Raw genomic sequence first — 26,593 nt, 5'->3', positions numbered from 1 at the left:
AAATTGCCCCCCTCTGTGTCAGCCCTTGCCCCGTACCCTATGAATGAGATCGTGAAAGGCAGTATCGATTTGATCCGTCAGCTCAACTATGGCCTGGTCTACGCCAGCCTGGAGGAGCACAAGGAGCTGTCCCGTACCGATCTCTCCCGCTTGACCGGCCTCTCGCCTGCCAGCATCACCAAGATCACCCGCGAGCTGCTTGATGGCGGTCTGGTGGTCACCTGTGGCGAGAGCTCGGTGGGGCGTGGTCGCCGCCAGACCTTGCTGCGCATCAACGAGCGCCGCTTCCAGTTTCTCTCCATGCGCCTTGGCCGCGGCTATGTGGACATGGCGCTGTTCGATCTGGCCGGTCGCTCGCTCGCCCGTCATCGCCATGTCTTCAGCGAAGGGGAGCGCGCCGACCTGCTGGCCAGCCTGGTGCGGGCCATTGAGGGCTTCTTGCCCAAGAAGGCGCTGCGCCTCGCCTGCATCGCCCTCTGTCTGCCGGGGCAGGTGGAGCGCCACTCCGGCATGGTCAAGCACTTCCCCTTCTACGATCTGCGCAACTGGCCGCTCGGTCCCACCCTGCAGGAGGCCTTCGCGGTGCCCGTGCTGGTGAGTGGCGACGTGCGCACCTGGATCCAGGCCGAGCGTGAGTGGGGCGCCGCCAAGAACTGCGCCGATGCGGTGCTGGTGTTCGTGCACAACGACATCGGGGTCGGCATGGTGGTCAATGGCCAGCTCATCGAGAGCGAGTCGGCCCTGCTCGGCGATCTCAGCCACCTGCAGCTCGAACCCTACGGTCAGCGCTGCTATTGCGGCGGCTTTGGCTGTGCCTGCACGCTAGTGACCAATCAGGCGCTCGAAGCCCAGTACCGGGATCTGCGCGAGCGGATGCAGGAGTACGATCTGCCCGAGAGCGTCACCATTCGCGAGCTGTGCGAGCTGGCGCTGGCGGGCAACAGCCTCTGTCAGGACATCCTCCATCAGGCGGCGGGGCGGCTCTCCCGGGTGCTCTCCAACCTCATCTGCCTGCTCAATCCGGGCAAGCTGCTGCTGGGGGGCGAAATCACCCGCGCCGATCGACTGCTGTTCCCCATGCTGCACCAGTCGCTGGCAAGCCAGCTACCGGCCGAATACCTGGTGCGGCTGCAGATTGAATCCACCCACTTCTACGAAGATCCCACCAAGCCCACCTCGGTGCAGGTGCACAAGGCCCTGCGCGACGGCAGCCTGCTGCTCGACTTGTTACGAGGCGACAAGGAGGCATGAAGCTGGGGTTGCAAGGACGCATCCTCCTCATGCTCTGTCTGGTCAGTCTGCTGCAGCTGGTGCTGCTGAGCGGGGCCAGTTACTACTATGTGTCCGAACAGCGCTACCGCGAGGTGGGGGATCAGGCCCTCGACGTGGCGCGGCTGGTGGCCCGCGAGCCGGGCGTGCTGGCCGGGGTGAAGCGGGCCGACACCGCCCGCCTCAACGTGCTGGTGGAGCGGATCCGCGCCGAGGTCGGTGCCAGCTACATCGTCATCGGCGATAAAGACGCGCGCCGGCTGGTGCACCCCAATGCGGATCGCATCGGCCAGCCCATGATGGGGGATGATCCGAGGCGGGCGCTGCAGGGGGAGGCCTATATCTCCCGTGCGCAAGGGTCCCTCGGGGTCTCGGTGCGCGGCAAGAGCCCCATCCGCGATGAGCTTGGCCAGATCATCGGGGTGGTCTCGGTCGGTTATCTGGTGCGGGATATCGAGGCGGATCTGCAGGGTTTTCTGCGTTTCGTCCTCGCCATGACCCTGCTCATCGTGCTGCTCAACAGCCTGGCCGCCGCTTGGCTGGCCCGCCGTTACAAACGTGCCATCCTTGGCTTTGAGCCCGAGCAGATCGGCCGCCTCTATGCCGAACTCGACTGCACCCTGCGCAGCGTGCGCGAGGGGATCCTCACCATCGACGAGCAGGGCCGGCTCACCTCCCTCAATCCCAATGGCATCCGCCTGCTGCGCCTTGACGAACAGACGGCCTGGGCCGCCATCGGCCAGCCCGTCACCCGGCTGCTGCCGGAGAGTCGCATGCTCTCTCTCATTCAGGATCCGCGCCCCCAGTTTGACGAGGAGATAGTGCTCAACGGCCAGTCCCTCATCGTCAACCGGCTGCCGCTGGTGCGCGATGGCAAGCTGATCGGCGCGGTATCGAGCTTTCGGCGCAAGGACGAGCTGGCCGAACTGAGCGCCCAGCTCTCTCAGGTGCAGGCCTACAGCGATCTGCTGCGGGTGCAGACTCACGAACACCACAACCAGCTTGGCACCATCGCCGGGCTCATCGAACTCGGGGCCACCCGCGAGGCGCTTGCCTTCATCGGGCGGGAGGCTGCAACCGAGCAGAGCCTGCTCAGCTTCCTGATGAGCGCCATCGCCAAGCCCAAGGTGGCCGGCCTGCTGCTCGGCAAATACCACAGGGCTCACGAGCTGGGACTGGTGCTGGAGGTGGACCCGGATTCCCGCCTGTACGACATTCCCCTTCGCGTCAGCGGCTCCCAGCTGGTGACGGTGCTGGGCAATCTCATCGACAATGCCTTCGAGGCGACTCGTCGCCACGGTGCCCCCTACCAGCCGGTGCGGGTGGCGCTGAGCGATCTCGGCCAGGATCTGATCCTGGAGGTGGAAGATGGGGCGGGGGGGATCGATCCCGCACTGGCGGACAGGTTGTTCGAGCGGGGGGTCAGCAGCAAGGCGGAGCCGGATCACGGCATCGGCCTCGCGCTGGTGCGCAAGACCCTGGATGCCCTGCAGGGGACCATCACCATCGAAGCCACGACGCAGGGGAGTTGCGTCGTCTGTTACATTCCCAAGGAGGTGTGAGTGATCAAGATCCTGATCGTCGAGGATGACCCGGCCATTGCCGAGATCCACCGCCGCTTCGTGCAGCGGCTGGCGGGCTTCGAGGTGCTGGGGGTGGCGCTCACCCTGTTTGATGCCAGGGAGCAGATAGAGATCCTCAAGCCCGATCTGGTGCTGCTGGACGTCTGGCTGCCCGATGGCGAGGGCTTTGCCCTGCTGCGGGAGCTGCGCCAGGCGGGGGCTTCCCTCGACGTGATACTGCTCACCGCGGCGCGGGAGGCCGGCGCCCTGCAGGAGGCGATGCGGCTCGGGGTGGTGGATTTCATCCTCAAGCCCGTGGTGTTCGAGCGGCTGCGCGACACCCTCGACAAATATTGCCAGAACCGCGCCGCCCTGGCGGCCTTGGCCGACATCGATCAGCAGGCGGTGGACGCCCTGCTGGGGACGCCGTTGCAGCAGGTGGCGGCAGGCGGTCTGCCCAAGGGGATCGACGGACTCACCCTGCAGCGGGTGCTGGCGGCGCTGGGGTCGCAGGGGGCCAGCGCCGAGGAGATCGGCGGCCGGGTCGGGGTGAGCCGCACCACGGCGCGCCGCTATCTGGAGTTTCTGGTGGGCCAGCAGCTGGCGAGCCCGGAGCTGGAGTACGGCACCGTGGGCCGGCCGGAGCGGCGTTATCGCCAGCCCTGAGCGGGATAGCCACGCATCTCGTCTTGCCAATAAAAAGAGCGCCTGTCGGCGCTCTTTTGCTGTGTAAGATCCGCCAACTCAGCTCGGTTCGGATTGCAGTGTGGCGGCCGGTGCGCGGCGCGCCTGCCACCACTGCCACACCGGCAACAGCAGCATCATCAGGGTGATCAGGGTGAAGGCGAGGGTGATGGGGCGCTCCCACAGGAAGCTCAGGGAGCCGTCGTTGATCACCAGGGCCCGGCGCAGGTTATCCTCCAGCATGCCCCCCAGAATGAAGCCGAGCAGCATGGGCGCCATGGGGAAGTCCAGCAGGCGCAGGCCGATGGCGATCAGCGCCACCAGCGCCATCACATAGATGTCCATGGTGTTGAAGGAGACCAGATAGACCCCGATCAGCGAAAACAGCAGCACCATGGGGATGAGCACCGGGCGCGGCACCTGCAGGATCTTGGCCAGATAGGGGATGAGCGGCAGGTTGAGGATCAGCAGCACCACGTTGCCCAGATACATGGAGATGATCACCGACCAGAACACGTCCGGGTGCTCCATGAACAGGCGCGGGCCCGGCTGGATGCCGTAGGCGATAAGGGCCCCCAGCATCAGCGCCGTGGTGCCGGAGCCCGGGATCCCCAGGGTCAGCAGCGGCACGAAGGCCCCGCTGGATGCGGCGTTGTTGGCCGCTTCCGGTGCGGCGATGCCGGTCAGGCTGCCCTTGCCGAACTCCTCCTGCCTGCGCTTGCTGGCGAAGTTGCGCTCGGCGCCATAGGCCATGAAGGAGGCGATGGTGGCGCCGGCCCCCGGCAGCACGCCGATGAGAAAACCCATCACCGAGGAGCGGGCAATGGGGGGCGCTATCTCTTTGACCTCGTCCCTGCTCAGCTTGAGGGAGCCGAGCTGCTGGATCTTGCGCGCCTCCTCCTTGCTGGTGTCCTTGCCCGGGCGCAGCACCGTCATCAGGATCTCCGCCAGGGCGAAGGTGGCCATGGCCAGCAGCAGGAAGGAGAAGCCGTCGCGCAAGTCCGGCAGACCGAAGGTGAACCTGTCCACCCCGACGCTGCGATCGATGCCGACGGTGGATAGCATGATGCCGAACAGCGCCATGATCAGCGCCTTGAGCACCTGGCCCTTGCCGGCAAAGGCCGCCACCGCCGAGAGCCCTAGTACCATGAGGGCGAAGTAGTCTGCCGACTGGAACGAGAGGGAGACCTTGGCCAGCAGCGGCGCCGCCACCATCAGGAAGATGGCGGACAGGGTGCCGCCGGTGAAGGAGGCGTAGGCAGCGATGGCCAGCGCCTTGCCCGCCTGCCCCTTGCAGGCCAGCGGATAGCCGTCGATGGCGGTGATCATGCTGGCGGAGCAGCCCGGGGTGTTGATCAGGATGGAGGAGGTGGAGCCGCCGAACATGGAGCCGTAATAGACCCCGGCCATCAAAATGATGCCGGAGGCGGGATCCAGCCCGTAGGTGATGGGGATCATCAGGGCGATGGCGGTGACGGGCCCAAGGCCCGGCAGCATGCCGATGAAGGTGCCGACGAAACAGCCGACGATCACCATGAAGATGTTGATGGGCATCATGGCGGTGCCCAGTCCTTGCAGAATGCCGTCTAACATGGGTTCTCCTTATCCCAGCAACTGGGTGAACAGCCGGCCCGGCTCGAGGTAGACGTTGAGCCCCTTGGTGAGCAGGGCCCAGAAGATGAGGGTGAACGGCAGGCTCACCTTGCAGGCGAAGGCGAGGCTCTGCTCGCCCATCAGCCGGATCCCGCCGATGAGAAACAGGGTGGTGGCGACCAGAAAACCGAGCCAGCCAAGGGCCAGGCCGTAGGCCAGCATCAGCAGCAACAGTGCAAACACCAGCCGCCAGTTGCCACTTTCTCGCTGCAGCCGCTCGCCGCCCGGAAAGCAGATCAGCAGCAGGGAGAGCAGGGCGCCGGCACCGGCCAGGGCATAGGGCAGGGTGCTTGCGGTGAAGGGTTCATATTCGTCCCCAGGGTAGCCGGGGATCTGGGTGGCGTGATAGCCGTAGGCGAGGGAGAGCAGCAAAAACAGCAGCCCCCCGAGTCGCTCCTTGGTCAGGTGCATGGGATGACTCCGATGGGCGGGCCAGGCCCGCCGACAGTGGGATTACTTGATGAAGCCGAGTTCGCGCATCAGGCCGCCGATCTGCTGCTCCTGCTGGATCAGAAAGGCGGTGAACTCGGGGCCGGCTTGATAGAGATTGGTCCAGTTGTTGCGGGCGCGGACCGTCTCCCACTCCGGCTTGTCATACATCTGCTTGAGCAGGGCGGCGAATTCGGCCGACTTGTCGGCGCTGACGGCGGGGGAGGCGAAATAGCCGCGCCAGTTGGCAAAGACAGTGGGGTTGCCCTGCTCGCTGAAGGTGGGCACCTCGCTGGCATCTGGCATCCGGGTCGGGGCCGTCATGCCGAGGATCCGCATCTGGCCAGACTTGACCGCCTCCATCGCCTCGCCAAAGCCGGTGGAGAGCACCTGGGTTTCTCCTGCCAGCACCGCCGCCATGGCGCTGCCGCCGGCATCATAGGCCACGTAGCGCAGCTTGCCGGCATCCGCCCCGGCATTCTTGAAGGTCATGGCCGCCACCAGATGATCCAGGCTGCCACGGGCTGAGCCGCCGGCAATCTTCACCTTGGCGGGGTTCTCCTGATAGGCGGCCAGCAGCTGGGGCCAGCTCTGATAGGGGGAGTCCAGCGGGACGGCCAACGCCTGGTAGTCGGCGATGATGGCAGCCACCGGGGTGAGATCCCGGAACGATTGCGGCAGCTCCTTGGAGAGGGATTTGACGATGATGGGGGTAGAGTTGACCATCAGGGTCTTGTCGGACTGGGCCGAGGTCTCGATCAGGTGAGCGATGGCCTTGGCACCGCCACCGGCCGAGATGTTCTGGTAGGAGGCGGTGGTGATGAGGCCGGATTTGGTCAGCGCCTCGCCGGTGCCGCGGGCGGTGTTGTCCCAGCCGCCGCCGGCGCCGCCCGGAATGAGGAAGTGGATTTCGTCGATCTTGGCCTGAGCGCCGAGGCTGACGCCCAGCAGGCAGCAGAGCAACGTGCGTTTGAGGGTTCCTTGCAACATGGTGTACTCCTTGTGATTGTTGCAGGAAGGTTAATTAATCAGGATTGGTCGGCAAACAATCTGACCGTAATGGCTATTAAGGCTGTTGTGGTCATTGTGTTCATTCTGGTCACGATGGGGTGAGATTGGGCCATGGCGGGGCTGAAGGTGGCCAGGATGGTACTGCGGCAGCGGCTGAAAAGGCGCGAGGCTCCCCGTCAGAGGAGGAGCCTCGCGGATGACGGGCTGGCTTATCCCTGTGATGCGGGTGCGGCGGAGACCTGGTCGCCGCCGGTGCCCTGCTGCTTGATGGCCTCGGTCGCCTGCTGCCTGCGCTGCAACTGCTCCATCACCAGCTTGTAGGCGATGTAGTACTTGTAGATGTTGCCCACGTAGGTCACGGTTTCCGGCCCTATTTTCTCCGCCGCCACGTACTCGACGTTGTGAAACCAGACGTTGGGATCCAGCCCCCGTTTCTTGGCCTCGGTGCGCAGCCGCGCCACCCGGGCGGGCCCGGCGTTGTAGGAGGCGAACGAGAAGAGTGCCTTGTCGAGGGCCGTCATGGGCTCGTCTGCATAGTAGTGGTCGATCATCCAGCGCATGTATTTGACGCCGCCGTGGATGTTGGGCTCGAGCTGGCGGATGTCGCCCACTTTGAGCCCCTTGCCGGTGGCGGGCATGATCTGCATGATGCCGATGGCACCGACGTGGCTGCGCGCTTTGTGATTGAGGGCCGACTCCTGATAGCCCTGGGCCGCCATCAGCAGCCAGTCCACCTCGTATTTCTCGCCATATTGGCGAAACAGATCCACCACCTGTAGAAACTTCTGGCGCTCGGCATCGGCGGCGGCGCTCTTGACGAACTTGTTCTGCTTGAGATAACGGGCCAGGATGGCGTCGCCACTGTGTTTGCCGCGCAGGGCGGCTATCTGTTCATTGAGCATGGCCAGCAGTTGCGGGCTCTCCTTGCGCACCGCCCAGGCGATGACCCCCCCTTGCCGGAACACCGGCTGTTCATGGATGCGGATGGCGGGGAATATCTTTTGCCAGAACCGGGCCTTGTGTTCGTCCATGACGATGAAGGGCAGCAGGCCGGCATTGACCATCTCCACCAGATCTTCATCTTCCAGCGCCTCCGGGGCGGGCTGGATGTCGATGAGGGGTTCACCCGCAGCCTTGCGCGCCTGGTTGTAGGCTGTGAGGCTCTCGAAGTAGCTGGAGGAGGGGCGCACATAGATCCGTTGGCCGGCCAGATCGGCGGCGCTCTCCACCTTGGGAGAGGCCGGTCCCGAGATGAGCAGTTCCCGCACGTTCTCCAGCAGAGGATCGGTAAAGAGCACCCCCTGCAGTTTGCGCCGCTCGGTGATGGTGAGGTTGGCGGCGGCGATGTCGCCCTTGCCCGCGATGAGGGCTTCCAGCAAGGCCTCGCGCGCTACCGGGATGAAGACCAGGTGCAGCTTGAGATGGCGCTTGAGGCTCTTTTGCTTGCGCAGCTGCTCGTTGAGCCGCTTCTCCACCTCGATGAAGGCATCGTAGGTGACGCCTCGCTGCACCCCCTTGTAGATGAAATAGCCGGTCTTGTTGTAGGTGGTGAGCACCCGGATGGTGCGCCGTGCCAGCATGGCATCGAGATCGCCAAGCAGGGGCTGTGCCAGCTGGTCGCTGCTGAAGGCCAGGGCGGCCGGCTCGGGGTCGGCTTCCTCTGCGGGGGAGGTTTGCGCTGCCGTGGCGGCCTGCAGCGGGCCGCACAGCAGCCAGCCCAGAAGGATCCATAACCGTATCATGACGATGCCCTCGTGTGTTTCATTGAGTGTAAGCGGCATGGGGCGGGCGCTTTAGCTCATTGGGTTTGGTCGGTGAGGGGCGCATAGCACGATAGGCCCTATCCTGCGGGAGCGAGGCGATGGGGCTTAGGCAAAAAGGAGAGCGGCATAAACGAAAAGGGGAGCCATAGCTGCTCCCCTTGAGTTGGTGTACTTGGTGCTGTGCAGGCCGTTGGCGCTAGAACCAGAAGCCGATGATGAAGGAGCCCGCCAAGGTCAGCATGACGTTGGCCACCGCATAGGTGCCGGCATAGCCGAGCGCCGGGATGGAGCTGTTGGCCGCCTCGTTCACCACGTCCATGGCCGGGGCGCAGGTGCGGGCCCCCGTGATGGCGCCGAGCAGCAGGGCCGGGTTCATCTTCAGCACCCAGACTCCGAACAGGTAGCCCACCAGCACCGGCAGGGTGGTCACCAGCATGCCGGAAAAGAGCACCACGGCACCGACCTGGCTCAGGTGGTCCAGAATGCCGCCGCCAGCTTTGAGGCCGGTGCTCACCATGAACACCGCCAGACCGAGATCCTTGGCCAGACGCAGGGCGCCCGGCGGCACGTAGCCGACGGTGGGGTGGTTGGCGCGCAGGTAGCCCATCAGGATCCCCGCCAGCAGCAGGCCGACGGCGTTGCCCAGCCCAAACTCGAGCTGGCCGAACACCAGGGAGACGGAGCCTATCAGCAGCCCCAGCACGAAGAAGGTGGTGAAGGCCACCAGATCCGTGGTCTGGCTGTGGATGCTGATGAAGCCAATCTTGTTGGCCAGCAGCTTGACCCGCTGCTTCTCGCCGCTGATCTGCAGCACGTCGCCCTTTTGCAGCATGATGTTGCGATCGAACGGCATCTCGATCTGGGAGCGCACCACCCGGTTGAGGAAGCAGCCCTTCTCGGTGAGGTTGAGCTCCACCAGATGGCGACCCACCACCGCATCGTTTTTCACCACTATCTCTTCGGTGACGATCTGCAGGTCAAGCAGGTTGCGGTCGAACACCTCCTTGCCGTTGCGGTAGTTGACGTCGAGCTTCTCGTGGCTCTCGGGGTAACCCACCAGGGCGATCTCGTCCCCTTCCTGGATGACGGCGTCGCCATCCGGGCTCGCCAGGATGCCGTTGCGGCGGATCCGCTCCACGTAGCAGCCGGTGTGGGGGTAGATGCCGGTCTCGCGCAGGGTGCGGCCGCCGATCCAGGCGGCGAGCTCGGGACCAACCCGGTAGGCACGGATGATGGGCAGGTAGGTCTTGCGGCTCTCGTTGTCGGAGAGGCCGCGCTCACGGGCGATCTTCTGCGCCTCGGTGTTGAGGTCGAGCCGTGCCAGCGAAGGCAGGTAGCGCACCACCAGCATCAGGCCGACCAGCCCCACCAGATAGGTCAACGCATAGCCGATGCCCATGTTGTCGAGCACCGACTGCATGTCGGTCTGATGGGGCAGGTTGAGCAGGCCGCTGCGCAGGGCATCCTGCGCACCCACCAGCGCCGGGGTCGAGGTGAGCGAGCCGGCCAGGATGCCGGCCGCCATGCCCGGCCCCAGGTTGAAGAACTTGGCGAGCCCCACGGTGAGGAAGAGGGCGGTCAGCAGGATCACCAGGGTGAGGGTGATGTAGTGGATGCCGTCACGCAGGAAGACGCTGAAGAAGTGCGGCCCCGCTTCTATCCCCACGCAGAAGATGAACAGCATGAAGCCGACGTTCTCCGTGGTGGCGGTGAATTCGAAGCCCATCTGGCCGAACAGCAGGGCGGTAAACAGCACGCCGATGGTGTTGCCGATCTGGAAGTTGCCGAACCTGACTTTACCGAGCAGCAGGCCGAAGGCCAGTACCACGAACAGCAGCAGGGAGTCGCTTTGATGTAGCAGTGTCACAAAATCTATGGTCATGCCCGGAAAAACCGAGGAAAAAAGTGGGGCCGATATTGTGCCGGATCCCTCACCAATAAAGAAGCGTCAAAGGAGGATTAATCGGCACTAACCCGCCACGCGACCCGCCTGTGTGAGGGAAACTGCGGGGCGGGTCTGGTGATGACCTCTATTTCCCTCTGCCAGCCCCGCTGTCAATTAGTGATTCCTGCTATCTGTGATCCTCGTCTTTCCGCTCTGCTTGAAAATTTATTCTCTGCTGTTTGGCAGGGCGGTTTCCTGGTTTTTCAGCACATCTGACTGAAGGGGATGGCATGAGTCCGGGAGCTGATAGGTGGGTGTTGCCAGGGAGTGACCCACGTTGTGCGGGATGGCGAAAAGATATCTGCAAAAGGCATCTGTCGGCGGCGATGGCAACCCATTCAGGGGGGTGACCAAAAACAGCAGAAAATCAGGTCGGCAGGGAAAAACATTGTCCGTCGCTGGCAATGGCCTGCCAGCCTAGGCCGTCATTGGCTTTGCTCTACTTACCCACAGAATCTGTGGATAACCATGTTCATGAAACTTGGTGATCAGGCTGTATCCCGCGCCAATACTGGGCTGCAAGGACTGTTCAAAAAATACCTGAGATAAATTGTTTCTATAAAAATCAAATAGTTAGGCGCAGCAGAACAAAACGCTGCCGGGGCGGATGCGGAATCAAAAGGGAGGCGTCACCGCGGGATGCGGCTTGTGCATTAAAATTGGCAGAGGAAAGCACTAAAGTGGATAACTTGCACCGAGATGGTGAGGAGATTGGCTCCCCCGACTGGACTTGAACCAGTGACATACGGATTAACAGTCCGCCGTTCTACCGACTGAACTACGGGGGAACATCAGGCAAGGAGGAGCATCATACAGAGGTCGTATTTCGAGGTCAATAGCCGCTTCTTCCGGCAGAGTGGATACCCAGCCCACCCCATCTCGGAGTACACTTCTGCTCTTGCGTTTTTTTGCCGGGAGTCGTCATGAGCAAGTTATTCCAGCTGGCCAGCCAGTTTCAACCCGCCGGGGATCAGCCAAGGGCCATCGCCCAGCTGCTCGATGGCATCGAATCCGGCCTTGCCCATCAGACCCTGCTCGGGGTGACCGGCTCGGGCAAGACCTTCACCATGGCCAACGTCATCGCCACCCTCAATCGCCCTACCATGATCCTGGCTCCCAACAAGACCCTGGCGGCCCAGCTCTATGGCGAGATGAAGGAGTTCTTCCCCGACAACTCGGTGGAGTATTTCGTCTCCTACTACGACTACTACCAGCCGGAAGCCTATGTGCCGACCACCGACACCTTCATCGAGAAGGATGCCTCCATCAACGATCACATCGAGCAGATGCGGCTGTCGGCCACCAAGGCACTGCTGGAGCGCCGTGACGTGGTGATCGTCGCCTCGGTGTCGGCCATCTACGGTCTGGGAGACCCGCAAGCCTACCTCAGCATGATGCTGCACCTGAAAGTGGGGGACCTGATCAATCAGCGGGATATCCTGCGCCGCCTCGCCGAGCTGCAGTACACCCGCAACGACATGGCCTTCCAGCGCGGCACCTTCCGGGTGCGGGGGGAGGTGATCGACATCTACCCTGCCGAATCGGACAAGCTGGCCCTGCGGGTGGAGCTGTTTGATGAAGAGGTGGAGCGCCTCTCCCTGTTCGATCCGCTGACCGGTGCCATCGAGCAGACGGTGGTGCGCTACACCATCTACCCCAAGACTCACTACGCCACCCCGCGCGAGACCATTTTGGGGGCCATCGAGCACATCAAGGAGGAGCTCAAGAGCCGCCGTGAGCAGCTGTTGTCGCTGGGCAAGCTGGTGGAGGAGCAGCGCATCAGCCAGCGTACCCAGTTCGACATCGAGATGATGCAGGAGCTGGGCTACTGCTCCGGCATCGAGAACTACAGCCGTTACCTCTCCGGCCGTGCCCCCGGCGAGCCGCCACCCACCCTGTTTGACTATCTGCCGGGGGACGGCCTGCTCATCATCGACGAATCCCACGTCACGGTGCCGCAGATCGGCGCCATGTTCAAAGGGGACAGATCCCGCAAGGAGACCCTGGTGGAGTACGGCTTCCGGCTCCCCTCGGCGCTCGACAACCGGCCGCTCAAGTTCGACGAGTTCGAGGCGCTTATGCCGCAGACGGTGTTTGTTTCGGCCACCCCCGGCCCCTACGAGCTGGAGAAATCCGGCGGCGATGTGGTGCAGCAGGTGGTGCGCCCCACCGGCCTGCTCGACCCCGAGATCGAGGTGCGTCCGGTCACTACCCAGGTGGACGACCTGCTCTCCGAGATCCGCAAACGGGTGGCGGTGGAGGAGCGGGTGTTGGTCACCACCCTCACCAAGCGGATGGCGGAGGATCTGACCGAATACCTGGCGGATCACGAGGTGCGGGTGCGTTATCTGCACTCGGACATCGACACCGTCGAGCGGGTGGAGATCATTCGGGACCTGCGCCTCGGCAAGTTCGACGTGCTGGTGGGGATCAACCTGCTGCGGGAGGGGCTCGATATGCCGGAGGTCTCGCTGGTGGCCATCCTGGATGCAGATAAAGAGGGTTTCCTGCGCTCCACCCGCTCCCTCATCCAGACCATCGGCCGGGCGGCGCGCAACCTCAACGGCAAGGTCATTCTCTACGGGGATACCATCACCAACTCCATGCAGGTGGCGATCGAAGAGACCGAGCGGCGCCGTGCCCTACAACATGCCCACAACCTCGAACACGGCATCACCCCGACGGGGCTCAACAAGTCGGTGGGCGATGTGATGGACATGGGGGGCAGTCGCAGTGCGGGCAAGAGCGGGCGGGGCAGTCGCAAGGCCGCCGAGCCACAAGGGGAGTACCATGCTCGTTCCGCCAGCGAGATCAGCAAGGAGATCAAGCGGATGGAAGAGCAGATGTTCCAGCATGCACGGGATCTGGAGTTCGAGCAGGCGGCAGCGCTGCGGGACCAGATCCAGCGGCTGCGCAACGAGTTGATCGAGAGTTGAGTGCCTTGCCGGGCGCCCGACGCTGGCTGATCTGGCGGCGTTTGCGCCGCCTCTATCGGGGTTTTCGTCACCCCGATACCCCCTGGTGGGCCAGGGGGCTGGTGATCCTGGTCCTGCTCTACGGTATCAGCCCGCTGGATCTCATCCCCGATGTGGTGCCATTTGTTGGCTGGCTCGACGATGCGACCCTGCTGCTGCTCTTGTTGTGGGGTTGGGAGTTATGTCTGCCAGGTGCTGTGAGGGCTGCGCTCGCCGAGCGGGAGTAGGCCGCCTTGGCCGTGCCCGCTGCATCGCCCGTTGATTTGATGAAAAGTGTCATGCCGGTTGTGTTTGGGCGTGATAAAAAAGAGCATGGTGGGGGAGATTGTGGCGCTCAATGCATTGGCGTAGACTCCACGCCGTTCACTTTATGGGTATGAGAAAATGGATCTGATCCTGTTTGCGATTGATTTTATCCTGCACGTCGACGTGCACTTGAAAGAGCTGTTTGAAAACTATGGGATCTGGGTTTACGCCATCCTGTTTCTGATCATCTTCTGCGAGACCGGACTGGTGGTAACCCCCTTCCTGCCGGGTGACTCCCTGCTGTTTGCCGCCGGTGCGCTCACCGTGGGCAGTGTGCTGGATGTGCATACCCTGGCCGCCGTGCTGATCATCGCCGCGGTACTCGGCAACGTGGTGAACTACACCATAGGTCACTTCTTCGGCGAGCAGCTGTTTCGCAATCCTGACTCCAAGATTTTCCGGCGGGATTACCTGGACAAGACCCATGCCTTCTACGCCAAGCATGGCGGCAAGACCATCATCATCACCCGCTTCCTGCCCATCGTACGCACCTTCGCGCCCTTCGTGGCGGGCATGGGTGCCATGACCTACCCGCGCTTCCTGGCGTTCAATCTGGTGGGCGGTCTGTTGTGGGTCCTTTCATTCGTCTATGCCGGCCACTTCTTCGGTAATCTGCCGGTGGTGCGTCAGAACTTTACCCTGCTCATCTTCGGCATCATCGGCATTTCGCTGCTGCCCATGGTGATCGGCATGGTGAAGGCCAGAATGAACGCCAGCAAGGCGGCGTCCTGAGCACCCTGCCACCTGGCTGATGAAGCAAAATGACATAAAAAGAAGGGAGCCGCTGGCTCCCTTCTTTATTTGTACTGCTATCGGGCTTAGCTGCAGCAGCGACCCTTGACCAGATTGCCGATGGCCACCACGACGAACACCAGCAGGTAGACTGCGAAGATGGCCACCAGCCACTGAGGCATGGAGAAGCTCAGGAACTGCCAGGTGACCTCGCTGCAATCGCCATCCGGGTAGAACATCCAGGGGATCCACTGATCCAGCGGCGCCCAGCTCGGGAAGTCGACAAAGCCTTCGCAGACGTTGAAGGGGGAGGGATTGACCTGATAATCCACATGCTTGAGCGCCAGTTTCAGGCCCCAGAAGGCACTGGAGCCCCACAACAGCAGAGCGCTCCAGCGCACGTACCATTTCTGCGGTGCCACCATGCCGAGCAGCCCTGCGGTGAGGACTCCCAGCGTGGCGATCCGCTCATAGACGCACATGACGCAGGGATGCAGGCCCAGCACATGCTGGAAGAAGAGGGCGCTCAACTCGAGGAACAGGGCAGAGGCTGCAAGCAGACTCCAGGCCAGGCGATGGGCGGCAATACGGCGCAGAAACTCTATCATCTGGTTGATCTCACAGAAAAAACAGTGGCTGAATTAGAGCAGAGCAGGGGCCAAAAGGAAAGGGCCCGCATGGGCCCTTATGGTATCAATGCAGGACGGGCAGCGCCGCCGGCGCGACGTTGTCGAGCACCAGCCAGCCAGCCTGATAGAACCAGTCGGTGAGCGGCCCGAGCAGCATCTCTACCGAGAAGAAACCCACCAGTCCCAGCACCAGGGTATAGGGCAGTGCCATCCACACCATGCGCCCGTAGGAGAGGCGCAGCAGCGGTGCCAGCGCCGAGGTCAGCATGAACAGGAAGGCGGCCTGGCCGTTGGGGGTGGCCACCGACGGCAGGTTGGTCCCGGTGTTGATGGCCACGGCCAGCAGTTCGAACTGCTCGCGGCTGATGGCGTTGTTGAGCAGCGCCGTCTTCACCTCGTTGATGTAGACGGTGCCGACGAAGACGTTGTCACTGACCATGGAGAGCAGGCCGTTGGCCAGATAGAAGAGCGCGAGCTGGGCGTCCGGCTCGGCGGCCAGCACCCACTGGATCACCGGTTTGAACAGCTGCTGATCGATGATGACGGCGACCACGCTGAAGAAGACGGCCAGCAGTGCGGTAAAGGGCAGCGCCTCCTGGAATGCCTTGCCGAGGGAGTGCTCCTCGGTGATGCCGGTGAGCGAGGTGGCCAGCACGATGACCGACAGGCCGATGAGGCCCACCGCCGCCAGGTGCATGGCCAGCCCCAGGATCAGCCAGAGGGCGATCGCTGCTTGCACTATGAGCTTGGCCTTGTCCTGGGCGGTACGTCCGGCCTCTTCATAGCGGTTGTAATCTTCCATGATGCGGCGTACCGCGTCCGGCAACTTGGCGCCGTAGCCGAACCAGCGGCACTTTTCGACCAGAACACAGGTGAGCAGGCCGCAGATGAACACCGGCACCGTGACCGGAGACATGCGAATGGCAAACTCGCCGAAGTTCCAGCCCGCCTGCTCGCCGATGATCAGGTTCTGTGGTTCTCCTACCAGGGTGCAGACACCGCCGAGGGCGGTACCGATGGCGGCATGCATCATCAGGCTGCGCAGGAAGGCGCGAAAGTCGTCCAGATGTTGGCGATTGAGTTCATTGACAGCGTCATCATCGGTATGATCGTGCGGGTTGCCGAACTCCTTGCCGGAAGAGACCTTGTGATAGATGGCGTAGAAACCGGTGGCGACGCTGATCACCACGGCGATCACGGTGAGGGCGTCGAGGAAGGCTGACAGGAAGGCGGAGACTAGACAAAATGCCAATGAAAGCAGGGTCTTGGAGTGGATCCGGATCAGCAGCTTGGTAAACACATAGAGCAGCAGCTGCTTCATGAAATAGATGCCGGCCACCATGAAAACCAGCAGCAGCAGTACCTCGATATTGGCCACCAGCTCATGTTTGACCTGCTTGGCCGAGGTCATGCCGATCAGCACGGCCTCAATGGCCAGCAGGCCGCCAGGTTGCAGCGGATAGCACTTGAGCGCCATGGCCAGAGTGAAGATGAACTCGACGACCAGCAGCCAGCCGGCGATGAAGGGATCAAGGTAAAAGGCGATCGGGTTGATCAGCAGGAATAGAAGAATAGCGGCCTTGTACCACTGGGGTGCATTGCCCAGAAAGTTCCTGGCAAAGGCTTGCCCTAAGCTGATTGGCATAATAATGGGTCTCTGTGTTGTGGTTGGTATCTGCGTCTATGCAGTCAAGACAGGCTCGACCAGAACATCCGGATGTTGTCCCTTATCAGATTGATTCCTCATGATTTTAATCAAAAAGAGCATTAACTATAAATAACATAGTCGGCCTTGCCCACGAGATTGGCCGTTTTATCGACAATCGATGGGGTTGGCTGGCACCCATTGCAGGAATCAATACATATTTTTAACAAATATGGCCTGCTTATGTGAGCAGAGGACCGACCTTCTGCTTGCCAGCCCTCCCTGCTTTGCTATTATTCGTGAGCCTTTTTACGTACTACAACAGAGTCACTACATGGTCATAAAAGCGCAGAGCCCTGCAGGGTTTGCCGAGGAATATATCATCGAGTCCATCTGGAACAATCGCTTTCCTCCAGGATCCATCTTGCCGGCCGAGCGTGAGCTGTCCGAGCTGATTGGTGTGACTCGAACCACCTTGCGTGAAGTGCTGCAGCGTCTGGCCCGTGATGGCTGGCTCACAATTCAGCATGGCAAACCGACCAAGGTGAACAACTTCTGGGAAACCTCGGGCCTCAACATTCTGGAGACCCTGGCCAGGCTGGATCAGGACAAGGTGCCGGATCTGGTAGCCCAGCTGCTGTCGGCGCGCACCAACATCTGCACCATCTTCATTCGTGGTGCGATCCGCAACAATCCGGAGCAAGCCGCCGAGATCCTGCGCGGTGCCGACGTGGTAGAGAACTCCCCGGAAGCCTATGCAGAGTTTGATTATCGCCTGCACCACCAGCTCTCCTTTGCCTCAGGCAACCCGATTTATGCCCTGATCCTCAACGGCTTCAAGGGGCTGTATAGCCGGGTTGGCCGTTACTACTTCTCCGACAAGCAGGCCCGTGAAGCAGCCGATGCCTACTACAAGACCTTGCTGAACCTGGCCGAGACCAAGAATCACGAGGCCGTGTTCATGACGGTACGTCAGTACGGCATCGAGTCAGGCAAGTTGTGGACCCGTCTGCGTCAGGACATGCCGAGCAATCTGTGCGACAACTGATGGTATTCTGATGCAAGAAAAACGCGCCAAATGGCGCGTTTTTTTATGGTGGATAGCTGCTTGCTCAAGCCGGTTTTTTCTCCGGGCAACGCCCGATGATATCGGCAGGCAGTTCACCATTGTCCTGCTCCAGCACCACATCGAACCCCCACAACTGATGCAGATGCTTGAGCACCTCGTGCCGGGAGTCCCCCAGCGGGATCCGGTTGTGCGGCACGTAGCGCAGCGTCAGCGAGCGATCGCCTTTCACCGCCACGTTGAATACCTGGATGTTGGGCTCCAGGTTGCTCAGGTTGTATTGGGCCGACAGGGTATTGCGCACTTGGCGGTAGCCCTCGTCATTGTGGATGGCGGAGACCTTGAGATAGTTCTTCAGATCGTCGTCATCAATGGCGAACAGCTTCATGTCGCGCATCACCTTGGGGCTGAGGAACTGGCTGATGAAGCTCTCATCTTTGAAGTTCTGCATGGCGAAATGCAGGGTATCGACCCAGTTGCTGCCGGCGTAATCGGGGAACCAGTATCTGTCCTCCTCGGTCGGGTTCTCGCAGATACGGCGCAGATCGGTAAACATGGCAAAACCGAGGGCGTAGGGGTTGATCCCCGAGTAGTAGCGGCTGTTGTAGGGGGGCTGGTAGACCACGTTGGTGTGGCTGTGCAGCACCTCAATCATGAAGCGATCGCTGATCTTGCCCTCGTCATAGAGGTGATTGAGGATGGTGTAGTGCCAGAAGGTGGCCCACCCTTCGTTCATCACCTGGGTCTGCTTTTGCGGATAGAAGTACTGGCTGATCTTGCGCACGATGCGCACTATCTCGCGCTGCCAGGGTTCCAGCAAAGGGGCATTCTTCTCGATGAAATAGAGAATATTCTCCTGTGGTTCAGCCGGGTAGCGTCTGTCTTCCACCCCGGAGGCCTTGTGCTGCTTGGGCAGGGTGCGCCACAGCTCATTGACCTGGGTCTGCAGATAGTCTTCCCGTGCTTTCTGGCGGCGCTTCTCTTCGGCCAGCGAGATCTTCTGGGGCCGCTTGTAGCGATCCACCCCGAAGTTCATCAAGGCATGGCAGGAGTCGAGCAACTTTTCCACCGCATCGATGCCGTGTTTCTCTTCACACTCGGTGATGTAGTTCTTGGCGAACAGCAGATAGTCGATGATGGAGGAGGCATCGGTCCAGGTCTTGAACAGGTAGTTGTTCTTGAAGAAGGAGTTGTGGCCGTAGCAGGCGTGGGCCATCACCAGTGCCTGCATCGGCATGGTGTTCTCCTCCATCAGATAGGCGATGCAGGGATCCGAGTTGATGACGATCTCGTAGGCCAGCCCCATCTGGCCACGTTTGTAGTTGCGCTCGGTGTGAATAAAGCGCTTGCCGAATGACCAGTGCTGATAACCGATGGGCATGCCGACACTGGAGTAGGCATCCATCATCTGCTCTGCCGTGATCACCTCGATCTGGTTGGGGTAGGTATCCAGTCGATAGAACTTGGCGACCCGGGCTATCTCCTGATGGTAAATGTCCAGCAGGTCGAAGTTCCAGTCCGGGCCATCGTCCAGCGGTGCGACTTTTCTTGCGGTTTCTACCATATGACCTCCCTCACGCCGCTTGCTTCTTGAACAGCTCCCGGAATACCGGATAGATATCCTCTACCTTGCGAATGTGTTCCATCGCGAAGTGGGGGAACTCGCTGGCGACCGATTCATATTCGTGCCACAGCGTCTGATGGGCACGGGTGGTGATCTCGATATAGGAGTAGTACCGCACTCGCGGCATGATGTCCCGCGCCAGGATCTCCCTGCACTGTGGCGAGTCGTCGGCCCAGTTGTCGCCATCCGAGGCTTGCGCCGCATAGATGTTCCACTGATGGGCAGGATAACGCTCGTTGATGATGTCGTTCATCATCTTGAGGGCGCTGGAGACGATGGTGCCACCGGTTTCCTGGGAGTAGAAGAACTCATGCTCGTCCACCTCCTTGGCCTGGGTATGGTGGCGGATATAGACCACTTCGACGTTTTTGTAGGTCCGGCTCAGGAACAGATAGAGCAGGATGTAGAAGCGCTTGGCCATCTCCTTGGTGGCCTGATCCATGGAGCCTGACACGTCCATCAGGCAGAACATCACCGCCTGGCTGGAGGGGACGGGCCGTTTGACGAAGTTGTTGAATTTGAGATCGAAGGTGTCGATGAAAGGGACCGCGTCGATCCGTCTTTTCAGCTCCCTGATCTCCTTCTCGAGCTGGGCTATTTCGGCAAAATGTTCGTTGGGATCTGCTGCCAGCAGGGCCAGCCTATCTTCCAGCTCATGCAGCTGGCGTTTCTTGCCGGCCTGCAGCGCCATCCGACGGGCCAGCGAATTTTGCAGTGAACGCACCACGTTGATGTTGGCAGGCACCCCGTTGGAGGTGTAGCCCGCCCGGTAGGTTTTGACTTCCATCAGCTGGTTGAGCTGGGTTTTCTGCAGCCGAGGCAGCTCGAGATCTTCAAACAGCAGATCGAGATACTCATCCTTGGAGATCTGGAAGACGAAGTCATCCGCCCCTTCTCCCTGGTTGGAAGCCTGCCCTTCGCCAGAGCCTTGACTGCCACCTCCTCCCTTGGGGCGGTCAATCTTGTCGCCGGAGACGAACTGGTCATTGCCGGGATGCACCATCTCCCGTTTGCCGCCTTGCCCCTGATGGAAATGGGGCTCGCCGATATCCTTGGTCGGGATGCTGATGCTCTCGCCTGTGTCTACGTCCTGGATGCTGCGCTTGGAGACAGCATCAGAGACCGCTTGTTTGATTTGCTTCTTGTAGCGGCGGATGAAGCGCTGCCGATTGACAGCGCTTTTGTTTTTGCCGTTGAGCCTGCGGTCGATAAAATGCGCCATAACTCCCCCTTGAACAGTCAGGGTCAGGATGACTTGCGTACCCTGAGATACCATTCGGAGAGCAGTCGCACCTGTTTGCGGGTGTAGCCTTTCTCCATCATCCGTTCGACAAAGTTATCGTGCTTCTTCTGCTCCTCGGCTGAGGTTTTGCTGTTGAAGGAGATAACCGGCAGCAGCTCTTCCGTGTTGGAGAACATCTTCTTCTCGATCACGGTGCGCAGCTTCTCGTAACTGGTCCAGTTGGGGTTACGGCCTGCATTGTTGGCCCGGGCACGCAGCACGAAGTTGACGATTTCGTTGCGGAAATCTTTCGGGTTGCTGATCCCGGCGGGTTTCTCAATCTTCTCCAGCTCGCTGTTGAGCGATGCGCGGTCAAACAGCTGGCCGGTCTCGGGGTCACGGTACTCCTGATCCTGGATCCAGAAATCGGCGTAGGTGACGTAGCGGTCGAAGATGTTCTGACCGTACTCGGAGTAGGACTCGAGGTAGGCGGTCTGGATCTCTTTGCCGATGAACTCCACATAGCGCGGGGTCAGATAGCCCTTGATGAACTCAAGGTAGCGATCATGCAGCTCTTGCGGGAACTGCTCGCGCTCGATCTGCTGCTCCAGCACATAGAAGAGGTGCACCGGGTTGGCTGCCACTTCCGCGTGGTCGAAGTTGAAGACGCGGGAGAGGATCTTGAACGCGAAGCGGGTCGACAGGCCATTCATCCCTTCGTCCACCCCGGCGTAGTCGCGATACTCCTGATAGCTTTTCGCCTTGGGATCCGTGTCTTTGAGGCTCTCGCCATCATAGACCCGCATCTTGGAGTAGAGGCTCGAGTTTTCCGGCTCCTTGAGGCGTGACAGCACGGAGAACTGGCCCAGCAGTTCGAGGGTGCCGGGGGCGCACTTGGCATCGGTCAGCTCGCTGTTGACCAGCAGCTTCTCGTAGATCTTCACCTCTTCGGAGACGCGCAGGCAGTAAGGCACCTTGACGATATAGACCCGGTCGAGGAAAGCCTCGTTGTTCTTGTTGTTGCGGAACTGCTGCCATTCGGATTCGTTGGAGTGGGCCAGCAGGATGCCGTCGAAGGGCAGGGCGGAGAGCCCCTCGGTCCCGTTGTAGTTGCCTTCCTGAGTGGCGGTCAGCAGCGGGTGCAGCACCTTGATGGGCGCCTTGAACATCTCGACGAACTCCATGATCCCCTGGTTGGCCTTGCACAGCGCGCCCGAGTAGGAGTAAGCGTCGGCATCATCCTGGGCAAAGTGCTCCAGCATGCGGATATCCACCTTGCCGACCAGCGAGGAGATGTCCTGGTTGTTGTCATCACCCGGTTCGGTCTTGGCGATGGCGATCTGGTCGAGGATGGAGGGATTGACCTTCTCCACCTTGAACTTTGTGATGTCGCCACCAAACTCGTGCAGTCGTTTGGCGACCCAGGGGGACATGATGGGGCGCAGATAACGGCGCGGGATGCCGTACTCCTTCTCCAGAATTTCGCCATCTTCTTCGATGTCGAACAGGCAGAAGGGGTGGTCGTTGACCGGTGACCCCTTGATGCGATAGACAGGCACCTTCTGCATCAGGGATTTGAGCTTCTCTGCCAGCGAGGATTTACCACCGCCAACCGGCCCCAGCAGATAGAGGATCTGCTTCTTCTCTTCCAGGCCCTGAGCGGAGTGCTTGAGATAGGAGACAATCTGTTCGATGGCCTCTTCCATGCCGTAGAAATCTTTGAAGGCGGGATAGCGTGCCACGACGCGGTTGGAGAAAAGGCGACTGAGTCTGGGGTTGACCGAGGTGTCGATCATTTCCGGTTCGCCGATGGCGACCAGCAAACGCTCGGCGGCGGAGGCGTAGCAGGATTTGTCCTGCTTACACATATCCAGAAATTCCTGGATGGTGTATTCCTCTTCCCTGGCTTTCTCATATCGCTGTTGATAATGCTCGAAGATGCCCATAACTTTGCCCTCGTTATAGTCGCTTACCCTGAAAAGAGTGGATCACTACTTTTGTTCTGTTTACCTCATTAAGCCTAGTCAACAGCCCCCAGTAATCCATCACCAACTATTGGTTTAAATTTGCAAGGGTACTTCCCGACCCAATGCGGGAAGGCGCAATCAGTGACACACCTATGTTACTGACTGTTAAATTATTTTTGCCACGATAGTGAGGTAAATGTCAAAGACATAAAAAATAAATGTTTGTCAGAAAATGGAAATGACATCGCGTTTATTTGGGAGACTGGCTGCAGCACAGACGGGGCAAGGGGCAGGGCGTAGATGAGATGAACTGGCATTACGTTTACGTGCACGGAAAGTGTTTTGTTTGGTGTTTTAGCTCTAATTTTTACATTGACGCTACATTGCGACTGCTCTAGATTGGCCCTGTGTCAGGCAGTCAGCGCTTTAGCAAGAGAGTGGCTGGTTGCTGATACAAAGCTCTGTTTAAGCACGTTTCCGTTGGCTTGACCCTCGCAGATGCGAGGGTCTTATTTTTTTGGGCTCCAACCGATGTTTAGGCCGCTTATTCCTGTTGGCGAGCGGCATAAATGTTGGATACGGCCGTCAGTACATCGGCAAAGGGGTGGGACGCCAGCTGGCCGAATCCAGCCAGGCTTCTGGCCTTGAGCCGGGTGGTGAGCGGGGTGGTGATGCCGCACAGGAAACGCGTCAGGATGCGGGGATCCCGGCTGTGACACAGGGCCACCAGTGGCTCGCACCAGGCTCTGAGCCCCTGTTCATTGGGGAGTGTCCGGCTGGGTAAGGAGGGAAGCTGCGCCACCTCTCCCCGACAAACCGAGCAGTGCCCGCAATGGGTGGGCGCGGCCTGATCGGCAAAGTAGCGGGCCAGCTCATGGCTCAGGCAACTGCTGGAGGTAAAGAACCCCAGCAATGCCTGCAGACGCGCCAGCTCGCTTTGCTCTTTCTTTTCAAACAGTCCGTGCAGCTGATCGGCCAGCGTTGCTATGTCCAGATCTTGTTGCAGCACCCGATAGACCTCGGTCATCTGCTTGCTCTCCAGCTCAATCCAGCCTTGCTGCTGCAGATAATCCAGCGCGGCAGCGGCTCGCGACCGCTCTCCCTGATAACCTTGCCAGAGCGCCTCGAAGTCCATGGTGCACCAGCTGCGCGCCAGTGGGGCACTGGCGAATACTTGCTCCAGAAACTGGCGTCGCGCCGGATTGAACCGGGCCAGGATGTCGGCCTTGTCCAGCACGAACTTGAAGCGGTACTCGGCAAAATAGCTGTAGGCCGGCGCTATGATGCCCGCCATCTCCAGGTAGACCAGCAGGGTCTTGAGCGGCAGTTGGCGGATATTGGTGTCGTTGGAGAGGCGCAGCAAACCAAATTCCCACTCGCTGCCGCTTTGTTGCAGGATCTCGAGCAAGGTGACGATGGCCGCTCTGTCCGGGGTGTCGCCATAGACGAAGTTTTCCAGCACCGGCAACTGGCTGTGATTGGCCAGTACCATGCAGCGGGAAGGCAGACCATCCCGGCCGGCGCGGCCTATCTCCTGACTGTAGTTTTCGATGGATTTGGGCAGATCGTAATGGATCACCCGGCGAATATCGGCCTTGTCGATCCCCATGCCGAAGGCGATGGTTGCCACGATGCAGTCCAGCTTGCCGGCCATGAAGTCGTGCTGGATCTGGCTGCGCAGGGTGGCATCGAGCCCGGCGTGATAGGCGCGCGCCTTGATCCCGGCTTGTTGCAAGCGGGCGGCGCACTGCTCTGCGGTGTGCTGCAGGGTGACATAGATGATGGTCGGTGCGGCGGGGTCACGAGCCAGCTCGACATGCAGCCAACCATCGCGAGCCTCGTCAGGCAGCGGTACCACGGCCAAGTCCAGGTTGGCGCGATAAAAGCCGGTGACGATGAGCCCCTCATCCTCGATCTCGAATTTGGCCTGCATGTCGGCCATGACCGCCGGAGTGGCGGTGGCCGTCAACAGCAACACCTGCGGGATCTGCAATTCACGGCGGTAATCCGGCAGCTTGAGATAATCGGGGCGAAAGTTGTGGCCCCACTCCGAAATGCAGTGGGCCTCGTCCACCACCAACATCGACAGCGGCACCTGCTGGATGAAACGGCGAAAGCGTTCGTTCTTGAGCCGCTCTACCGAGATCATCAGGATCTTGAGCTGGCCATCGCTGGCCTGCTGCATCACCCGGCGGCTCTCTTCCGGCGTCAGGCTCGAGTCGAGGGTGGCGGCGGCGATCCCTTTGCTGCGAAGGAAGGCGAGCTGATCGTGCATCAGCGCGATCAGCGGCGAGATCACCAGGGTCAGATGGGGCAGGGCAAGCGCCGGCAACTGATAACAGAGGGACTTGCCGGAGCCGGTGGGGAAGATGGCGGCGGCACTCTGGCCAGCCAGTAATCGGCTGATCACCGCCTCCTGTCCCGGTCTTAACCGATCGAAGCCGAAGTGACGGGTCAACAGGGATGAGATCATGGCAGGGCTCCAGCACAAAAACCGTCATGATACCACCGCCGGGGAGTGTCTGGATGGCCAAGCGAGGGAAAACGGCATCCATTTGAATGCTGTTGATATTGTGTTATCGCATTGTTGTGGTTTTTTTGTGAGGTAAACCGGATATTTTTCAGTGATTATATGGAAAAAAGCGGTTGCAGATGGGATATTCCTTGTCCGCAACCCCGTGTGTTACCGGACAGGCTCAACAGAAGGCTTGCCGGGGCAGATGACGCCAGCCGTGACATGGGTGTCGCCTGGCGTAGCGGTTGCCAACAGGACTAATGATTCACGCACTTCGGTGCTCAGGGACTATTTGATGACACAACAACACCCCCTCGTAAGACTGGTCAACAGTACCAGCCTGGTTAGCCAGATCCTGGTCGGTCTGGTCTTCGGTATCCTCCTTGCCATGTTCATGCCGGAATGGGCCAAAACGGCGGGTCTGCTCGGCAGCCTGTTCGTCGGCGCCCTGAAGGCGGTCGCCCCGCTGCTGGTCTTTGTACTGGTCATGGCGGCGATCATCGGCCACAAGCAGGGCCAGAAGACCAACATGAAACCGATCCTGCTGCTCTATCTGCTGGGTACCTTCCTGGCTGCTGCGGTTGCCGTCGTGGCCAGCTTCCTGTTCCCCTCCAACCTGCATCTGGTGGCCAACAGTGCCGAGATCACCCCGCCGGGCGGCATCACCGAGGTACTGCAGACCCTGCTGTTCAACGTGGTGACCAACCCGGTCAAGGCGCTGCTGGATGCCAACTACATCGGCATTCTGGCCTGGGCCATCGGCCTTGGCATCGCCATGCGCCACGCCAGCGAGGGGACCAAGGCGGTGATCACCGACCTGTCCCACGGCGTCTCCACCATCGTGAAAGCGGTGATCCGCTGCGCGCCGCTCGGCATTCTGGGCCTGGTTGCCTCCACCCTGGCCGAGACCGGCTTTGACGCCCTGTTCGGCTATGCCCAACTGCTGGTGGTGCTGATCGGCTGCATGCTGTTCATCGCCTTCGTGGTCAACCCGCTGATCGTGTTCTGGAAGATCAAGCGCAACCCCTATCCGCTGGTGCTGACCTGCCTGAAAGAGAGCGGCGTGACCGCCTTCTTTACCCGCAGCTCCGCCGCCAACATCCCGGTCAACATGGCGCTGGCCGAGAAGCTGCGCCTGCCGGAAGACACCTATGCGGTCTCCATCCCGCTGGGTGCCACCATCAACATGGCCGGTGCCGCCATCACCATCACCGTGCTCTCCATGGCGGCGGTTCACACTCTGGGGATGGAAGTTGATCTGGCCACCGCCATTCTGCTCTCCGTGGTCGCCACCATCAGTGCCTGCGGTGCGTCCGGCGTGGCCGGCGGCTCCCTGCTGCTGATCCCGCTGGCGTGCAGCCTGTTTGGTATCAGCAACGACATCGCCATGCAGGTGGTAGCCGTGGGCTTCATCATCGGGGTACTGCAGGATTCTGCAGAGACTGCCCTGAACAGCTCCACCGACGTGCTGTTCACCGCCGCGGCCTGCATGGCCGAAGATGAAACCCTGCTGGATGCCGCGCCGGTGCCCAATAGCGAAGCCTGATAGCACCGTCTTCACCGCACTGAAAACGCCCTCATTCGAGGGCGTTTTTT

19 protein-coding genes and 1 tRNA gene are annotated in these 26,593 nt (G+C 60.7%); 8 read left to right on the top strand and 12 right to left on the bottom strand.

The annotated features are described in order from the left end of the window. Positions 1-39 precede the first annotated feature (39 nt). From AHA_RS12410 to AHA_RS12400, 3 genes are read left to right on the top strand one after another with little or no spacing between them, the layout of a single operon-like run. A complete protein-coding gene (locus AHA_RS12410) occupies positions 40-1,251 on the top strand; it encodes an ROK family transcriptional regulator (protein ID WP_024944477.1) in 1,212 nt (403 codons plus the stop codon). Further along, the gene (locus tag AHA_RS12405) at positions 1,248-2,831 is read left to right on the top strand and encodes an ATP-binding protein (protein ID WP_011706287.1); all 1,584 of its coding nucleotides are present in this window, start codon (positions 1,248-1,250) and stop codon (positions 2,829-2,831) included. The genes AHA_RS12410 and AHA_RS12405 overlap by 4 nt, the downstream gene beginning before the upstream one ends. Next, positions 2,832-3,497 carry a response regulator gene (locus AHA_RS12400; RefSeq protein ID WP_011706286.1) on the top strand — a complete coding sequence of 222 codons (666 nt, stop codon included), beginning with the start codon at positions 2,832-2,834 and terminating at the stop codon, positions 3,495-3,497. A gap of 78 nt (positions 3,498-3,575) precedes the next feature. Here AHA_RS12400 and AHA_RS12395 read toward each other — a convergent pair whose 3' ends face one another. From AHA_RS12395 to AHA_RS12370, 6 genes are all read right to left on the bottom strand, one after another. Next, a complete protein-coding gene (locus tag AHA_RS12395) occupies positions 3,576-5,108 on the bottom strand; it encodes a tripartite tricarboxylate transporter permease (RefSeq protein ID WP_011706285.1) in 1,533 nt (510 codons plus the stop codon). A gap of 9 nt (positions 5,109-5,117) precedes the next feature. Further along, positions 5,118-5,579, bottom strand: coding sequence for a tripartite tricarboxylate transporter TctB family protein (locus AHA_RS12390; protein ID WP_010634132.1), 462 nt, complete (start codon positions 5,577-5,579; stop codon positions 5,118-5,120). A gap of 42 nt (positions 5,580-5,621) precedes the next feature. Then, positions 5,622-6,587: a tripartite tricarboxylate transporter substrate binding protein gene (locus AHA_RS12385; protein WP_011706284.1), complete on the bottom strand. Its 966-nt coding sequence runs from the start codon at positions 6,585-6,587 to the stop codon at positions 5,622-5,624. A 230-nt stretch (positions 6,588-6,817) separates the two neighbouring features. Then, positions 6,818-8,350, bottom strand: coding sequence for an MltF family protein (locus AHA_RS12380; protein ID WP_011706283.1), 1,533 nt, complete (start codon positions 8,348-8,350; stop codon positions 6,818-6,820). A gap of 217 nt (positions 8,351-8,567) precedes the next feature. Further along, positions 8,568-10,253 (bottom strand): aspartate:alanine antiporter, encoded by a 1,686-nt coding sequence (locus AHA_RS12375; protein WP_011706282.1) that lies wholly within the window; start codon positions 10,251-10,253, stop codon positions 8,568-8,570. Positions 10,254-11,028: 775 nt separating this feature from the next. After that, positions 11,029-11,104 (bottom strand) — tRNA-Asn (locus tag AHA_RS12370). Positions 11,105-11,239: 135 nt separating this feature from the next. Here AHA_RS12370 and uvrB point away from each other — a divergent pair. The 3 genes from uvrB to AHA_RS12355 all read left to right on the top strand — a co-directional run bounded on the left by uvrB (position 11,240) and on the right by AHA_RS12355 (position 14,329). Then, on the top strand, positions 11,240-13,252 hold the full coding sequence (gene uvrB, locus AHA_RS12365; RefSeq protein WP_011706281.1) for an excinuclease ABC subunit UvrB: 2,013 nt from the start codon (positions 11,240-11,242) through the stop codon (positions 13,250-13,252). After that, complete coding sequence (locus tag AHA_RS12360; protein ID WP_011706280.1) at positions 13,249-13,518, top strand: YkvA family protein; 270 nt, start codon at positions 13,249-13,251, stop codon at positions 13,516-13,518. Before uvrB ends, AHA_RS12360 begins: the two co-directional genes overlap by 4 nt. Before the next feature lie 157 nt (positions 13,519-13,675). Then, on the top strand, positions 13,676-14,329 hold the full coding sequence (locus AHA_RS12355; RefSeq protein ID WP_011706279.1) for a DedA family protein: 654 nt from the start codon (positions 13,676-13,678) through the stop codon (positions 14,327-14,329). Positions 14,330-14,415: 86 nt separating this feature from the next. On the opposite strand, the gene dsbB is transcribed toward AHA_RS12355, so the two are convergent. Then, a complete protein-coding gene (dsbB, locus tag AHA_RS12350; protein WP_011706278.1) occupies positions 14,416-14,937 on the bottom strand; it encodes a disulfide bond formation protein DsbB in 522 nt (173 codons plus the stop codon). A gap of 85 nt (positions 14,938-15,022) precedes the next feature. Continuing rightward, complete coding sequence (gene nhaB / locus AHA_RS12345; protein ID WP_011706277.1) at positions 15,023-16,603, bottom strand: Na(+)/H(+) antiporter NhaB; 1,581 nt, start codon at positions 16,601-16,603, stop codon at positions 15,023-15,025. 334 nt (positions 16,604-16,937) lie between these two features. Between nhaB and fadR the strand changes: the two genes are divergently transcribed. Then, positions 16,938-17,651 carry a fatty acid metabolism transcriptional regulator FadR gene (gene fadR / locus AHA_RS12340; RefSeq protein ID WP_011706276.1) on the top strand — a complete coding sequence of 238 codons (714 nt, stop codon included), beginning with the start codon at positions 16,938-16,940 and terminating at the stop codon, positions 17,649-17,651. Between the two features lie 64 nt (positions 17,652-17,715). Here fadR and AHA_RS12335 read toward each other — a convergent pair whose 3' ends face one another. The 4 genes from AHA_RS12335 to AHA_RS12320 form a co-directional block, all read right to left on the bottom strand. Next, positions 17,716-19,233 (bottom strand): SpoVR family protein, encoded by a 1,518-nt coding sequence (locus AHA_RS12335; RefSeq protein ID WP_011706275.1) that lies wholly within the window; start codon positions 19,231-19,233, stop codon positions 17,716-17,718. A 10-nt stretch (positions 19,234-19,243) separates the two neighbouring features. Beyond that, entirely contained in the window at positions 19,244-20,515 is a 1,272-nt protein-coding gene (locus AHA_RS12330) for a YeaH/YhbH family protein (RefSeq protein ID WP_011706274.1), read from the bottom strand. A gap of 23 nt (positions 20,516-20,538) precedes the next feature. Next, on the bottom strand, positions 20,539-22,461 hold the full coding sequence (locus AHA_RS12325; protein WP_011706273.1) for a PrkA family serine protein kinase: 1,923 nt from the start codon (positions 22,459-22,461) through the stop codon (positions 20,539-20,541). 565 nt (positions 22,462-23,026) lie between these two features. Then, positions 23,027-24,955: a RecQ family ATP-dependent DNA helicase gene (locus tag AHA_RS12320; RefSeq protein WP_011706272.1), complete on the bottom strand. Its 1,929-nt coding sequence runs from the start codon at positions 24,953-24,955 to the stop codon at positions 23,027-23,029. A 337-nt stretch (positions 24,956-25,292) separates the two neighbouring features. Here AHA_RS12320 and sstT point away from each other — a divergent pair, with 337 nt between their 5' ends. Then, positions 25,293-26,543, top strand: coding sequence for a serine/threonine transporter SstT (sstT, locus tag AHA_RS12315; protein WP_011706271.1), 1,251 nt, complete (start codon positions 25,293-25,295; stop codon positions 26,541-26,543). Positions 26,544-26,593: the final 50 nt, after the last annotated feature.

It is taken from the genome of Aeromonas hydrophila subsp. hydrophila ATCC 7966 (assembly GCF_000014805.1).
GTDB lineage: Bacteria > Pseudomonadota > Gammaproteobacteria > Enterobacterales > Aeromonadaceae > Aeromonas > Aeromonas hydrophila.
Note: the sequence above shows the minus strand (reverse complement) of the source record. Positions and strands in the feature narration are given on the sequence as shown.